This window comes from Acinetobacter sp. CS-2 (assembly GCF_016599715.1).
Classification (GTDB): Bacteria; Pseudomonadota; Gammaproteobacteria; order Pseudomonadales; family Moraxellaceae; genus Acinetobacter.
The window spans coordinates 2,912,228-2,927,541 of record NZ_CP067019.1 but is presented as its reverse complement, the minus strand read 5'-3'; the positions used below and the strand labels follow the sequence as shown (position 1 = coordinate 2,927,541).

Annotated in this window: 12 protein-coding genes; 11 read left to right on the top strand and 1 reads right to left on the bottom strand. The window is 41.4% G+C overall.

Annotation, left to right across the window (positions count from 1 at the left end; all coding sequences use genetic code 11):
- Positions 1 to 3: 3 nt before the first annotated feature.
- The 10 genes from aroB to JFY49_RS14365 all read left to right on the top strand — a co-directional run bounded on the left by aroB (position 4) and on the right by JFY49_RS14365 (position 13,702).
- Positions 4 to 1,089 (top strand): 3-dehydroquinate synthase, encoded by a 1,086-nt coding sequence (gene aroB / locus JFY49_RS14410; protein WP_200223283.1) that lies wholly within the window; start codon positions 4 to 6, stop codon positions 1,087 to 1,089.
- 3 nt (positions 1,090 to 1,092) lie between these two features.
- Entirely contained in the window at positions 1,093 to 1,938 is an 846-nt protein-coding gene (locus JFY49_RS14405) for a hypothetical protein (RefSeq protein WP_200223282.1), read from the top strand.
- Between the two features lie 453 nt (positions 1,939 to 2,391).
- Positions 2,392 to 6,867 carry a glutamate synthase large subunit gene (gltB, locus tag JFY49_RS14400; RefSeq protein WP_200224883.1) on the top strand — a complete coding sequence of 1,492 codons (4,476 nt, stop codon included), beginning with the start codon at positions 2,392 to 2,394 and terminating at the stop codon, positions 6,865 to 6,867.
- A 73-nt stretch (positions 6,868 to 6,940) separates the two neighbouring features.
- Positions 6,941 to 8,362: an FAD-dependent oxidoreductase gene (locus tag JFY49_RS14395; protein WP_200223281.1), complete on the top strand. Its 1,422-nt coding sequence runs from the start codon at positions 6,941 to 6,943 to the stop codon at positions 8,360 to 8,362.
- 227 nt (positions 8,363 to 8,589) lie between these two features.
- Positions 8,590 to 9,474 (top strand): metal-dependent hydrolase, encoded by an 885-nt coding sequence (locus JFY49_RS14390; RefSeq protein ID WP_200223280.1) that lies wholly within the window; start codon positions 8,590 to 8,592, stop codon positions 9,472 to 9,474.
- A 166-nt stretch (positions 9,475 to 9,640) separates the two neighbouring features.
- Positions 9,641 to 10,231 carry a LemA family protein gene (locus tag JFY49_RS14385; protein WP_200223279.1) on the top strand — a complete coding sequence of 197 codons (591 nt, stop codon included), beginning with the start codon at positions 9,641 to 9,643 and terminating at the stop codon, positions 10,229 to 10,231.
- Between the two features lie 30 nt (positions 10,232 to 10,261).
- The gene (locus JFY49_RS14380) at positions 10,262 to 11,314 is read left to right on the top strand and encodes a TPM domain-containing protein (RefSeq protein WP_200223278.1); all 1,053 of its coding nucleotides are present in this window, start codon (positions 10,262 to 10,264) and stop codon (positions 11,312 to 11,314) included.
- Complete coding sequence (locus JFY49_RS14375) at positions 11,308 to 11,868, top strand: TPM domain-containing protein (RefSeq protein WP_200223277.1); 561 nt, start codon at positions 11,308 to 11,310, stop codon at positions 11,866 to 11,868. Before JFY49_RS14380 ends, JFY49_RS14375 begins: the two co-directional genes overlap by 7 nt.
- A gap of 246 nt (positions 11,869 to 12,114) precedes the next feature.
- Positions 12,115 to 13,205, top strand: a protein-coding gene (locus tag JFY49_RS14370) for an IS4-like element ISAba33 family transposase (RefSeq protein WP_107010211.1) whose coding sequence is annotated in 2 segments (ribosomal slippage) — positions 12,115 to 12,655 and positions 12,655 to 13,205 — 1,092 coding nt in all. Because the reading frame shifts where the segments join, the coding sequence is not laid out codon by codon here.
- 50 nt (positions 13,206 to 13,255) lie between these two features.
- Positions 13,256 to 13,702: a pilin gene (locus JFY49_RS14365; RefSeq protein ID WP_200223276.1), complete on the top strand. Its 447-nt coding sequence runs from the start codon at positions 13,256 to 13,258 to the stop codon at positions 13,700 to 13,702.
- 112 nt (positions 13,703 to 13,814) lie between these two features.
- Here JFY49_RS14365 and JFY49_RS14360 read toward each other — a convergent pair whose 3' ends face one another.
- Complete coding sequence (locus JFY49_RS14360; protein ID WP_200223275.1) at positions 13,815 to 13,997, bottom strand: hypothetical protein; 183 nt, start codon at positions 13,995 to 13,997, stop codon at positions 13,815 to 13,817.
- On the opposite strand from JFY49_RS14360, the gene JFY49_RS14355 reads away from it, so the two are divergent.
- Positions 13,996 to 15,306, top strand: coding sequence for an O-antigen ligase family protein (locus JFY49_RS14355; protein ID WP_200223274.1), 1,311 nt, complete (start codon positions 13,996 to 13,998; stop codon positions 15,304 to 15,306). The two genes, JFY49_RS14360 and JFY49_RS14355, sit on opposite strands and share 2 nt — an antisense overlap.
- Positions 15,307 to 15,314 lie beyond the last annotated feature (8 nt).

The following is a 15,314-nucleotide window of genomic DNA, read 5'->3' as shown; positions in this document are numbered from 1 at the left end:
TTCATGCAAACTTTACATGTTGAACTCGGTGATCGCCGTTATCCTATCTTTATTGGCAGTGATTTGGATCCTCAATCATTGCTTGAGCCGTATATTCGCGGAAAACAGGTCATGCTGGTCACCAATACCACGGTTGCGCCTTTGTATCTGGAACATTATGTGACTGCAATCGAGCATTTGGGGAAAACAGTCGCAACATGTATTTTGCCGGATGGCGAGCAATATAAAAATATTGAACACCTGAACCTGATTTTTGATGCCTTGTTGGAAGCGGGTTTTAACCGTGATGCCACAGTGCTTGCTCTGGGCGGTGGAGTGATTGGGGATATGGCAGGCTTTGCATCTGCCTGTTTCCAGCGCGGCGTTTATTTTATTCAGGTGCCGACAACTCTGCTGTCGCAAGTGGATTCCAGTGTAGGCGGGAAAACCGGGATTAATCATCCACTCGGTAAAAACATGATCGGCGCTTTTCAGCAACCTCAGGTTGTGCTTGCTGATATGTCGCAGCTGTCGACCTTACCCGACCGTGAATTATCTGCGGGTCTGGCAGAAGTAATTAAATATGCCTTGCTGGGAGACCGTGATTTCCTGGTCTGGCTTGAACAAAATATGGATGGTCTGGTCGCGCGAGATGCACAATTGCTGGCTGAAGCTGTTTATCGTTCCTGTGCCCATAAAGCACGTATTGTGGCGAATGATGAAAAAGAACAGGGCGAACGTGCCTTATTGAATTTAGGTCATACTTTTGGTCATGCAATTGAATCCTATCTGGGTTATGGGGTCTGGCTGCATGGCGAAGCTGTGGCTACCGGTATGGTGATGGCGGCTGATTTGTCACAACGTATGGGCTGGATTTCACTGGAAGATCTGGAACGTACAAAAAAAATCATTCAACGTGCACATTTGCCAGTAAAATGCCCAGTGATTCCACTGCAAGAATTTCTTGGCTATATGGCACATGATAAAAAAGTGCTGAATGGACAATTGCGTCTGGTCCTGATGAAATCGCTCGGGCAGGCTGTGATCAGCAAAGAATTTGATGTGGAATTGATGAAACAGGCGATTTTAGCGAATCAAGAAAAGGCATAAATCATGGCAACCTTCCGGACACAATGGCAACGTATTCAAAACTATATCTGGCTGGTGTGTGGGATGGTGTGCCTGTTTGCAGCACTGATCTTTTGGGCGATTACCGACAGTGATGCTTTGGTTGAGGTGGAAAAGTCTGCGGAAACTGAATCTGAACTGCAAATTCAACCGGAAAAGGTTGCTGCGACCAGCCTGCTGGGTGCGCTTCAGGAAGAGGTGCGCCCTTTACAAATGACTACACGGGTGGTGACCACAGGAAGTTATGAGCCAGAATTTCGTGGCAGCAAATTTATTAATGATAATAAAAATGCAAGTACCATCGAATTGTTTCGCACAACTAAAGATGATGTGATTCGAAGCTTTCTGAAAAAACAGGCGAATCGCAATAACTTTTTTTATATTCGTTTGAGTGGTGAGAACCAGATTGAACAATATGTACTTCTTTATGGTATCTATCGAAATAAAGACGAAGCTCAACGTGTATTAGAACAATTAGCGCTACAATTTCCCAAGACTGTTCAGCCCAAAGTACAAGATATTGAAAATTATGTTTCTTTAGTCAATGACATGGGCGCAGAGGAAATGGGCAGCAATCATAAGGTGTATGCAGTCAATCTCAAATCAGTCCCTTTGCCAAAAGTGGATGAAAGTTTGCTGGTTTTGCCGAAGCCTAAGCCGGCTGCAGCTGAGACTGATCCTAAAAATGCAACCACGACCACCACCGTAACCCGGCGTGATGAACAGGGTAATGTTGTGGATATCCAGCAGTCACATTCAGGTGCGGATATTGCACCGAAACAAAGCGGAAACAAGATTCCGGAAAAAGAAATTAATGACCCATTTAATTAAAAATATAGTTCTAAAATAGAGCAATTTGAGTTATAAAATTATTTATATGCACAAATATAGTGCGAAATATGTTTCTTGAAAATTAATCTAAAGTTAATGAAATTTTAATATTTCTATATTTAAAACATTTAGCACTCTAATTTTTAAATTGGCATATTTTTTGCTTTATTGGTGCATGAATTGAGTTAATGTCCCTGTTTTGGCGCGAAAAGATTCAATGAGTGTGCGAAATTGTCAAATTTACCTGCTTTAAAAGAGTGCGTAAACGAAGCAAAACATTTTTTGCAATTCATCCATGTACAAAGATCAAAATCAGACTATCTTAGACAGGATGAAGAAGTTTTGCTCAACATTGATCTTGATGTGAGTGAATTGGACTAAATCGCAAAGAAGTTATTTGATTGTTAGATGCCCGCTTTATGGGCCATGTTGAAAGAAGGGTACGCTATGCACATGCCATCGCCTAATACTGTAGCTCCCGCTCAAGGTTTATACCAACCGGATGAGTTTAAAGATAACTGTGGTTTCGGTTTAATCGCCCATATGCAGGGTGATGCAAGCCATGATCTCGTTAAAACCGCTATGCACAGCCTTAGCTGCATGACCCACCGTGGTGGTATTGCCGCAGATGGTAAGACAGGGGATGGTTGTGGCCTGCTTTTGGCAATGCCGAAAAAATTCTTCCGTGAAGAAGCCAAAAAACTCAGTGATATCACTCTAAGTGAAATTTTTGCTGTCGGTACGGTATTTTTAAATCTAGATCCGGCGATTGCTGCACATTCTAAACAAGTACTGGCTAAAGAGATTGAATCTGAAGGCCTTACAGTTTTAGCCTGGCGTGTTATCCCAACCAATAATGATGCGCTTGGTGAAATTGCAATGCAGTCTTTACCTGCATTCGAACAGATTATTGTCAATTGCCCGATGGGTGTGACTGAGGTTGAGTTTAACCGCAAATTGTTCTTGGCACGCCGTCGTGCAGAACAGCAGTTAAGCAATGATCCATCATTCTACGTAACGACTTTGTGTTCTACAGTGATTAGCTATAAAGGCTTGATGATGCCTGAAGCGATTGCTGATTTTTACACTGATTTAGCAGATGAACGCCTGGAATCTCATATTGTGGTGTTCCATCAACGTTTCTCGACCAACACATTACCGCGTTGGCCTCTGGCACAGCCGTTCCGTTATCTTGCGCATAATGGCGAAATCAACACCATTACCGCAAACCGTAACTGGGCTATGGCACGTACACCAAAATTCGAAAACCCATTATTGCCAGGTTTAACCGATCTTAATCCGATTGTGAACCGTACCGGTTCAGACTCTTCAAGTCTGGATAACATGCTTGAGATTCTTGTCGGTGGTGGCATGGACTTGTTCCGTGCATTGCGTATGCTGGTTCCACCAGCTTGGCAAAATGTTGAAACTTTAGATGCTGACCTGCGTGCATTCTATGAATTCAACTCTAAGCATATGGAAGCTTGGGATGGTCCTGCTGGCTTAGTTATCCAGGATGGTCGTCATGCTATCTGTATGCTGGATCGTAATGGTTTACGTCCGGCACGTTGGGTCATTACTAAAAATGGTTACATTACTCTTGCATCAGAAATTGGTGTGTGGGGCTATGAACCTGAAGATGTGATTTCTAAAGGTCGTGTAGGACCGGGCCAGATTCTGGTGATTGATACCTTCACTGGCAAAATGCTGGACACCAAAGATGTCAGCAATCATTTGAAAAAAATGCGTCCTTACCGTGAATGGTTGCGTGAAAATTCTGTGCGTGTACAAGGTAGTCCAGAACTTGAAGAATATTTATGTGATCAAGGTTTAAAAGGCGACGAGCTAAAAGCTTCACAAAAAATGTTCCTGGTGACTTTTGAAGAGCGTGACCAGTTGCTTCGTCCAATCGCAGAAAGCGGTCAGGAAGCTGTGGGTTCAATGGGTGATGATACGCCAATGGCGGTGTTATCTCGCCAGGTGCGCCATGTATCAGATTACTTCCGTCAGCAATTTGCGCAGGTGACCAACCCACCAATCGATCCACTGCGTGAATCGATTGTGATGTCGCTGGAGACCTGTTTTGGTCGTGAACAAAATGTATTCGAGCAAAGCCCTGAGCATGCTGATCGTCTGATTGTCTCAAGTCCTGTGCTGTCAAATTCCAAAATGCATCAAATTCGTACCCTTGGGCGTCCAGGTTATGAAATTGCTGATATCGATTTGAACTATGCAGAAACTGAAGGTTTGGAAGCTGCCATCACACGTATTTGTGAAGAGGCTGCTCAAGCCATTCGTGATGGTAAAACTTTATTGGTGCTTTCAGACAAGAAAATCCGTCAAGGTTTCTTACCAGCCAATGCACTCATGGCAACAGGTGCGGTACATCACCACCTGATCAATGTCGGCCTGCGTACCGATGCCAATATTATCGTTGAAACCGGTCTGGCGCGTGATCCGCATCAATTTGCAGTTATCTTGGGCTTTGGTGCAACTGCAATCTACCCTTACCTGGCTTATGACGTCATCAATGACCTGATTGCCAAAGGTGAATTGTTGGGTGACCCGATTCATGCACAGGCGAACTTCCGTAAAGGGATTGAGAAAGGATTGTTGAAAGTCCTGTCTAAAATGGGTATTTCGACTGTTGCCTCTTACCGTGGTGGTCAGTTATTTGAAGCCGTTGGTCTATCTGAAGAAGTGGTTAATAAATGCTTCACAGGTGTACCAAGCCGTATTAAGGGTGCAACCTTTGCTGACCTTGAAAATGACCTGAAAAAACTGGCTGATACTGCGTGGAAATCGCGTGAGCCAATCGATCAGGGTGGCATGCTGAAATTCGTATTCGATAAGGAATATCATGCCTTTAACCCGGATGTGATCAATGCTTTGCATAAATCGGTTCGTTCAGGTGAATATGCTGATTTTAAAGAATATGCTGAATTGGTGAACAACCGTCCGGTTGCAACCATTCGTGACTTGTTGAAACTTAAAACTGATAATTCAATTCCACTGGATCAAGTGGAATCTGTAGAAGATATTCTGCCGCGTTTCGACTCTGCTGGGATGTCTTTAGGTGCCTTGTCTCCTGAAGCGCACGAAGCGATTGCGATTGCCATGAATACCATTGGTGGTCGTTCCAACTCTGGTGAGGGCGGTGAAGATCCAGCGCGTTATGGCACCATCCGTAACTCGAAAATCAAACAGATTGCTTCAGGCCGTTTTGGTGTAACACCTGCTTATCTGACTTCTGCAGAAGTCTTGCAAATTAAAGTGGCGCAAGGTGCAAAACCGGGTGAAGGCGGTCAGTTACCGGGTGGTAAAGTGAATGGCTTGATTGCACGTTTACGTTACTCTGTACCGGGTGTAACCCTGATTTCACCTCCACCGCACCATGACATCTACTCGATTGAAGATTTGTCACAGTTGATCTTTGACTTGAAACAGGTCAACCCTCAAGCGATGGTGTCTGTGAAACTGGTATCTGAACCGGGTGTAGGAACCATTGCTGCCGGTGTTGCAAAAGCTTATGCCGATTTCATTACCATTTCCGGCTATGACGGCGGTACAGCAGCTTCTCCATTATCTTCAATTCACCATGCCGGTTCGCCATGGGAATTGGGTCTAAGCGAGGCACATCAAGCACTCCGTGTGAATGATCTGCGTGGCAAAGTCCGTGTACAAACCGATGGTGGTTTGAAAACAGGTCTGGATGTGGTGAAAGCAGCGATTCTCGGTGCGGAAAGCTTCGGCTTCGGTTCAACGCCAATGATCGCGCTTGGTTGTAAATACCTGCGTATCTGTCACCTGAATAACTGTGCGACCGGTGTGGCAACTCAGCAGGATCATTTACGTCAGGAACACTACATTGGTGAGCCTGAAATGTTGATCAACTTCTTCCACTTCATTGCGGAAGAAACCCGTGAATGGCTGGCAGCGCTAGGTGTTGCAAGCTTGAAAGACTTGATTGGCCGTACTGACTTACTGGAAATGTTGCCGGGTGAAACTGAAAAACATGCTCATCTGGACTTAAGTGCATTGCTTGAATCCCATCCTGCAGCGGAAGGCAAGGCGCAATATTGCCAGGTTCAAGGCAATGCACCATTTGACAAAGGTGTTCTGGCTGAGAAGATGGTGGCAGAAATGTTGCCAGCGATTGAAGCAGGTGTCAGCGGTGAATATAGCTTCACGATTGGTAACTGTGACCGTTCAATCGGTGCGCGTATCTCTGGTGAAATTGCACGCCGCTATGGCAACCTCAGCATGGAAGCGCATCCTGTTAAAGTCAATCTGACCGGTACTGCGGGTCAGTCTTTAGGTGTATGGAATGCTGGCGGTTTACATATTAAACTTGAAGGTGATGCCAACGATTATGTGGGTAAAGGTATGGCGGGCGGTCGCGTGTCCATCTTCCCACCTAAAGGTTCACCGTTCCAGACTCAGGAAACAGCGATCATTGGTAACACCTGCTTATATGGCGCGACTGGCGGTAAACTGTTTGCTGCAGGTACAGCGGGTGAACGTTTCGCAGTACGTAACTCAGGTGCGTTTGCTGTGATCGAAGGTGCTGGCGACCACTGCTGTGAATATATGACTGGCGGTATTGTGACTGTACTGGGTAAAGTGGGTCACAACTTCGGTGCAGGTATGACCGGTGGTTTTGCTTATGTACTTGATTTGGATAACGACTTCGTTGACCATTACAACCATGAGTTAATTGAACTCAACCGTATTTCTACAGAGGTGATGGAAGAACATCAAGAATTCTTGCTTCGCATTCTGGATGAACATATTGCTGAGACAGGTAGTGCTTGGGCGTACAAGATCCGCAATGAGTTTGATTATTACAGCCGTAAATTCTGGCTTGTAAAACCAAAAGCTGCTAATTTGCAAACGCTTTTGAAAACAACCAAAGCTGATCCACAATAATTCCACTACTTGCAGATATATAGGCAGGTGTAGCAGCTAATAAAACCGGCTACACCTACCCACGGAGAGAGACATGGCAGAGCGCCTAAACAATGACTTTCAATTCCTGGATGTCCCACGCCAAGAGCCAGAGAAAAAAGATCTAACTGTCCGCAAAGCAGAGTTTGTGGAAATTTATAAACCGTTTACAGCGGAAATTGCGGCCAACCAGACGCATCGCTGTTTAGGTTGTGGTAACCCTTATTGTGAATGGAAATGTCCAGTACATAACTACATTCCAAACTGGTTAAAGTTAATTGCTGAAGGTCGTATTTTCCAGGCAGCTGAATTGTGCCATCAAACCAATACACTGCCTGAAGTGTGTGGTCGTGTTTGTCCGCAAGACCGTTTGTGTGAAGGGGCTTGTACCTTGAACGACGGTTTTGGTGCAGTGACCATTGGTAATGCAGAAAAATACATTAACGATACTGCTTTTGCTCTGGGCTGGCGTCCAGATATGTCACACGTGAAGTGGACAGACAAAAAAGTGGCCATCATCGGTGCGGGCCCTGCGGGTCTGGGCTGTGCGGACATTCTGGTACGTAACGGTGTTAAACCGGTGGTATTCGACAAACGTCCTGAAATTGGCGGTTTGCTGACGTTCGGTATTCCAGAGTTCAAGATGGAAAAAGACGTGATGAAACGTCGCCGTGAAATTTTCACAGGCATGGGCGTTGAATTCCGTCTCAATACTGAAATTGGTACTGATGTTACGATTGATCAGCTGCTTGCAGACTACGATGCCGTGTTTATGGGTATGGGGACATACACGTATATGAAAGGCGGTTTTGCCGGTGAAGATCTGGATGGTGTCTATGATGCACTGGATTTCCTGATTGCCAACGTTAACCGTTGCCAAGGCTGGGAAAAAGATCCAAGCGAGTACATCAGCGTTGAAGGCCAAAAAGTGATTGTACTTGGTGGTGGTGATACAGCGATGGACTGTAACCGTACTTCTATCCGTCAAGGTGCTGAATCAGTGATTTGTGCTTACCGCCGTGATGAAGAAAACATGCCGGGTTCTCGCCGTGAAGTGAAAAATGCACGCGAAGAAGGTGTGGAATTCCAGTTTAACCGTCAGCCAATCGAAATTGTCGGTGAAAACGGCAAAGTGACAGGCGTGAAATTTGTGACTACACAATTGGGTGAGCCTGATAGCCGTGGTCGTCGTAGCCCTGAACCTGTGCCGGGTTCTGAAGAAATCTTGCCTGCTGACGCAGTTCTTCTAGCATTCGGTTTCCGTACCAGCCCTGCTGATTGGTTTAATGATGTGAAAATTAACCTGGATGGTTCAGGCCGTGTGGTTGCACCGGAACAGCAAGAGTTTAAATTCCAGACTTCAAATCCGAAAATATTTGCCGGTGGCGATATGGTGCGTGGTTCTGACCTGGTGGTGACTGCAATCTGGGAAGGTCGTCAGGCGGCTGAAGGTATCCTTGATTATCTGGATGTTTAATCTCTCATTAAACATTGATAAAAAACCCGCTTAGGTGGGTTTTTTATTGTCATGACGTATTGCCTGAAATGATAAGTTTTGTGTACTTGCTGATAAATAAAGGATTTTAAGGGTAAATGAGCTGGAAAAATGGCTGATTTTGCAAATGAGCCAAGCATTTATGCCATATATGAAGCAGCAATTCCTGCACATACTGAGTGTCTGTATTTCAGCGAAGAGATATTCAGATGACTCAAGTGACGGCAGAAAAATCATATCAAAATCGTCCAAAGGCTGTCGGGATTACAGTGTGTAAACCGCAATTTAATCCGCAAGCCATTCGCAGGTATTATTTTGCCAATTCTCCCATCATGTCACATTTGCTGACAGCGTTATCTTCTACATTTCCCATCGGGGAGCAGTTTTTTGTGCATAGCGTGCGTAATGTCCGCGATCGCGTAAAAGATGAAAAACTTCAAGCCCAAATCGCTGCCTTTATTGGACAGGAGGCCATGCATTCCAAAGCGCATACAGCGTTTAATGATGCCTGGCGTCGGGATGATTATAATCTGGATCGTTTTCAGGCTTGGCTTACACGTAAAGATAGTTATATCAAAGGGATGCATCCTAAAATCCAGCTGGCAATTACCTGTGCCTTTGAGCATTTTACCGCTTTGCTGGGCGGATATATTTTGCGACATCCTGAAATTCTGGCAAGTTCAGATGAAAATACCGTCAAACTCTGGGTCTGGCATGCCATTGAAGAAATTGAACATCGTGCTGTCGCCTTTGATGTTTATCAGCATGTGTATGGCGATGATAAAGTGCGACGTATGATTATGCGCAGTGTGACCACAGGCTTTGCCAGCTTGACTTTCTATTCGGCCACGCGGTTGTTTTGGCAGGATAAGAAGAAAAGTTTGCCTAAAGTCACGGGTAATTTTTTGGGAATTTATTTAATCGGGAAAATGTTTGTCCAGTTATTGCCTGAATATCTATCCTATTTTAAAGCCGATTTTCATCCTTCTGAAATTGACTATAGCGAGATCGTCAATATGTGGAAGCAGCGATTGGCGACTGAATATCTCCATCCGGAATTTCAAAAGGAGCGATCAACAGGTGCTTATAGCTGATTGAAATGATGCCTGATTCAGCCCGACGCATGATCGGGCTTTTTTTATTTTATTCAAGAAAAATTGAAATTTATCTTGAATAAATAAATTAAACAAAACTACAGCCAAATATGTTTACAATAAAAATATTTAAACAAATACAAATAAATAATAGAGGAATAGCACAATGAATTTTATCAGAAAAACCGCAGTGACAGTGGTGCTGGCAAGCACGCTAAGCTTAACCGGCTGTGGCTATAATACTTTACAGGTGAAGGATGAGGCGGTAACGGCTTCCTGGGCTGAAGTGCAGAACCAGTATCAACGTCGTGCAGATTTGGTACCCAATCTGGTGAATGTGGTAAAAGGTTATGCCAAACATGAAGAACAGGTCTTAACAGAAGTCACTCAGGCACGTGCCAATGTTGCAGGGCTAAAAGTGGATAAACAAGTGCTGGAAGATCCGGCTTTATTCCAGAAATATCAGGAAGCACAGGCACAGATGACTAGTGCATTGTCGCGTTTAATTGCGGTATCTGAAAATTATCCGGACTTGAAGGCGAATGAGCAGTTCCGTGATTTACAAGTACAGTTGGAAGGGACTGAAAACCGCATTGCAGTGGCACGTAACCGTTATATTGCCTCAGTTCAAGACTTCAATGCCTATTCACGCCAGTTCCCGCAAGTCATGACGGCTAAAGTGATTGGCATGAATCCAAAACCGAATTTCAGTGCTGAACAGGGTGCACAAACAGCGCCGAAGGTGACATTTGATTAATCGAGTGGCTATATAGAAAAGGATGCGCTTATGTCTGCTCCAGAAAAGAAAAGCTCTCTTGCGATTGTTTTGCAACTGCTGGTTTTGTGGTGTGCAATATTGTCCAGTTCATTCGCTTTAAGTGCAGAGGCAGCAGCCACGGAGAATGAAGATGCCGTCATTGCAGGGAAGATCATTCAGGAGCAACAACAAACCCAGCAACAGCCGTCAGCACAGCCAGAAGTAAAACAGCCGCAAATTGCCAATGATATGGCAGAAGGCGAGTCTATCCGTGGACTGCCGACTTTAAATGAGCCGGTTGTGGATCAGGCCAATTTACTTAGTGCGGGTGAAAAGCAGGAGATCAGCCAACGGATTTTCAAGCTGCATGAACAGGGTAAGGCGCAAATTGGTGTAGTGATTGTCCCGACCACAGGTCAGGAAGATATTTTTGATTTTGCCATGCGGGTGGCTGAAAAATGGCAACTTGGCTCTGCAAAACAGGATAATGGTCTGCTCATGGCGATTGCGGTGAATGACCAGCGTATCCAGATTTTAACTGGCTATGGTCTGGAAGGCGTGCTGCCTGATATTGTAGTAAGCCAAATTATTCGTAATCAAATCACCCCTTATTTTAAACAGGCCCAATATGCCCAAGGCATTGATGCTGGACTTGCAGAGATTGAACGGATCTTAAATATGGACCCTGAAGTTGCAGCAAATGCAGCCCAGGAGTTGAAAGAACGGCAAGAAAAAGCCTTGCATGAACAGCAAGCAAAACAGAAAACCTTGAGTACCGCCTTATTTATTTTAATTGCAGGGATTATTGGTTCATTTATTGTCGGTAAACCTTTAAGTGCTTCTACAGCAGCTGTCGCAGGTACGGTGGCTGGACTGGTCAATGGGGCTGGCTTAATTACCAGTTTATTGATTGGAGTAGGTATCTTCTTTTTACTCATCACTGCAATTGCACAAACCATTTTTCAGCTTGTACTTTCATCTGCCGGTCGTGGAGGGGGCAGAGGAGGAGGCGGTTTCGGTGGCGGTGGGTTTAGTGGCGGCGGTGGCGGCTTTGGTGGAGGAGGAGCATCAGGATCATGGTAACAACAACAGATACGACAGAGATTGTCACCCAACCTAAAACAGAAGAAGTAAATCAACCCAGTTTTAAGCGCTGGTTAAAGCATTTTTTATATATGCCTGCAACCAAACGCTACTTTTCCAAACAGGATCAGGCAGCGATCGCTCAGGCGGTCGCTGAGGCTGAGCATGATCATGTGGGCGAAATCCAGGTCGTGATAGAAGGTCATCTTCCTGTAAATCAGGCTTATTTTCAAAATACCCGCATGCGTGCTCGTCAGTTGTTTGCTGAACTTGGGGTGTGGGATACGGAATATAATAGTGGTGTACTTCTTTACATCAATTTATGTGAAAGAAAAGTTGAAATTGTAATTGATCGGGGGCTAAAAACCGCCACTCAACAAATAATCTGGGATGAAATCTGTAAAAATATGATTGCTCAGTTGGCTCAGGAACAGTTTAAGTTGGCTGTCATAACAGGGGTGATGAATATCGGTGAAGTGCTTAATCAATTTTATGCTCAATCTATTCAAGAGCAAAATAATGAATTGGGGAATAATCCCATTATTTTGGGCTAGAAAATAGGTGGATTAGTGACACAAAGTGTCACTTTTTTACTAAAAAAAACATTAAAACTACGTTGTAACAATTTTATTTTCACAAAGTGCTGTTTTTTCTGTTAATTTTATTATAATCAGTCTTGGCACAATTAGTGCTAACTATAAATTAGCTTACAAAGCTTATAAAAAATTACTTTGTACACGACAAAAAAAGATAACTCATTGAAATAATGGCATAATACTTGTTTTCTGACGACGAATATGATGACACATTTCAATGAGTTACATCTCATCTTAAACAAATATCTAAAGTGGAACAAGTCACATGCAAAATGTTTTACACTGATTATGCTTGCATTAATTGTAAAACAGACATGTAATCTTTCTTCTGCATCTAAAGCCTTACCCATCAAGTGCTTACCACAATCATTTTATCGACGTATACAACGCTTCTTTGCAGATCAGTATTTCGATTATCGTCAAATTTCTCAGTTAATTTTCAATATATTTTCATTCGATAAAGTCCAATTAACTTTGGATAGAACTAATTGGAAATGGGGAAAACGAGATATCAATATCTTGATGTTAGCCATCGTCTATCGTGGAATAGCGATACCTATTGTTTGGACATTGCTCAATAAACGTGGAAATTCAGATACAAAAGAGCGTATTGCTTTGATTCAACGCTTTATCTCCATTTTTGGTAAAGATCGTATTGTGAATGTGTTTGCAGACAGAGAATTTATCGGTGAGAAATGGTTTACATGGTTAATTGAAAATGACATTAACTTCTGTATACGTGTTAAAAAAACTTTATTGTGACCAATCACTTAGCCAAGAATCATAAAATTAGTGATTTATTTCGTCATCTTCAAGTTGGTCAAACTGAATGTCGTAAACGACGTATTTGGGTTGGTCGAGTGAAACTGTATATTAGTGCGCTACGATTAGAAGATGGAGAGCTTTTACTTGTTGTTTCTCCTATGTTTAATGCTTCTGCTATTCGTGATTATGCATTACGCTGGGAAATCGAAACGTTATTTAGTTGTCTCAAAGGACGTGGATTCAATCTTGAAAATACTCGTTTAACAGACCCTAGACGAGTCAAGAAATTGATAGCAGTGCTAGCTATCGGTTTCTGTTGGTGCTATTTAACAGGTGAATGGCAACATGATCGGAAAAAAGCGATAAAAATAAAGAAGCATGGACGACTTTCAGTAAGTTTATTTCGCTACGGTTTGGACTATGTTCAAATGGCTATTCTACGTTTGATTGGTTTTGGAAAAAAAGAAGAATTTAAGAAAGTGCTAGCAATTTTAAGAAAGAAAAAGCCTGATAGGACAAGGATCCTATGAAATTTGTCGTGTACAGAGAAAAAATTAACAAAACATTTGTGGAGAATGTTATGAATGCACAAAAGGGTTTTACTCTTATTGAATTAATGATCGTAGTCGCGATTATCGGTATTTTGGCTGCAATTGCGATTCCAGCTTATCAAGATTATATCGTTCGTTCTAAAGTGACTGAAGGTTTAAACCTTGCGTCGTCTTATAAAACAGTCATTGCTGAAAATGCTGCTGCAGGTGCTTCTAGTTTAATATTGGGTGTCCCAACCACTGCTTCAACTGAGAATGTAACATCTATTACACCTAACGAAACTACTGGCGCAATTGTAATTCAATACACTCCTAAAGCAAAAAGTGTTAAGTTAACACTAACTCCAAAAGATGGGTCTGAAGGAGGTTCTAATCTTACAGCGGGTACAGTTCCAGCTAATCAAATCACTTGGGTTTGCACAGTAGATGATGCTACAAACAAAAATAAATATGTTCCAGCAAATTGCCGTTCATAATTTAGTATGATTGGAAAACCAAGTTGCTTGTAAAAGTGACTTGGTTTTTTTATTAGTTTGAGTTAAATATCAAATTCCTTAATACAAGGATTATTTTCAGCCTAACGAACAATTATAGAAATGGTGTGTTAGAAAACTCCATAACAATGATGTGAAAGAAGAGTTTGATTGAAATAATTGAGTGAAAAATGTTATACAATCCTTTATTAATAATTTCATTTTTATTTTTTTGTTTATCAGTTTTAAATCCTATCCATACTCCACCTTGGTCGAGTTTTTTTTCTGAATTTTCCATGTTTATTGGTATTTTCTTATTGCTTCCTTTTTTATTTAAAGAAAAAATTATTGTTCCTAAAATATCATTACCATTTTTATTTATTTCAGTTATTCCTTTGATACAATATTGTTTTGGTCAAATTTTCTTTTATTCAAATGCTATATTATCTTCTGTATATTTATTTTATTTTTGGTTAACTTTAATTGTTGGGTTTAATCTATCATTAAATTATCCTAGTAATAAAAAATATTTTGATTTACATATTTTTTTAGCTTATTTCTTTTTGTTAAGTGGTTGTGTTTCAAGCTTTTTTGCATTAGGTCAATGGTTAGGCTTATCTCAAGGATCGCTCTTCATAATGAATTATGTGGGCGATAGACCCTATGCAAACATGGCACAACCAAATCATTTAGCAACTATTTTATATGCAGGTCTCTTTTCTAGTTGGTTCTTATTTGAAAAATATAAAATAAAAAGAAATTATGCTATTGTAGTGAGTGTCTTTCTAATTTTTTCAATATTATTAACTCAATCTAGAACTGCGTGGTTAATTACTATATTTGTAGTAATATTTGTTATATATTTTTTAAAAAATAATTGTACTCGACTGAGGGTGAAAAACTTATTTTTTCTAATTTTCTATTTTTTGATGTGTAGTTTAAGTCTTTATATATCGAAAACATTTTTAAATAAAAATTTAAATATTCAAATGTCGAGCAACCGTTTCAATGTTGCAATATCTAGTAACAGCCATGAAAGAGTAGCTTCAGGATTTGGCCGTTTAGATATATGGAATCAAATGTATTACGCTTTAATGGAGAAACCGTGGTTTGGTTATGGTTGGAATCAAACTACAGCAGCACAATTTGAAGTGATTGATAGCCTTCAAGGTGTGGAGTGGACTACAAGTGCACATAATTTAATGTTTGATATTTTAATATGGTGTGGATTACCTTTAGGTTTAATTATTAGTATATTTTTAATTTATTTTTATTTTAAATTGCTAATTAATATTTCAGATGTTAATGGGGCTTTTGCTTTTTTAACAATTTCAGCTTTTTCTATACATAGTTTGTTAGAATACCCTCTATATTATTCTTATTTTCTTTTACCATTTGGATTGCTTTTGGGTACTTTAATAAATATTAAAAATAATAATATTGTTATTAATAGATGGTTTGTCGTTTTTACTTTTATAATGAGTTCTGCGAGTGCTATTTATTTATTTAAAGAATACGTAAAAGTAGAGGATAATTTATTTGCAGCACGACTACATGCTATGGGAAATATTAGAAAGTCTGTAGATTTACCCTATAATTTATATTAGATCTCTTG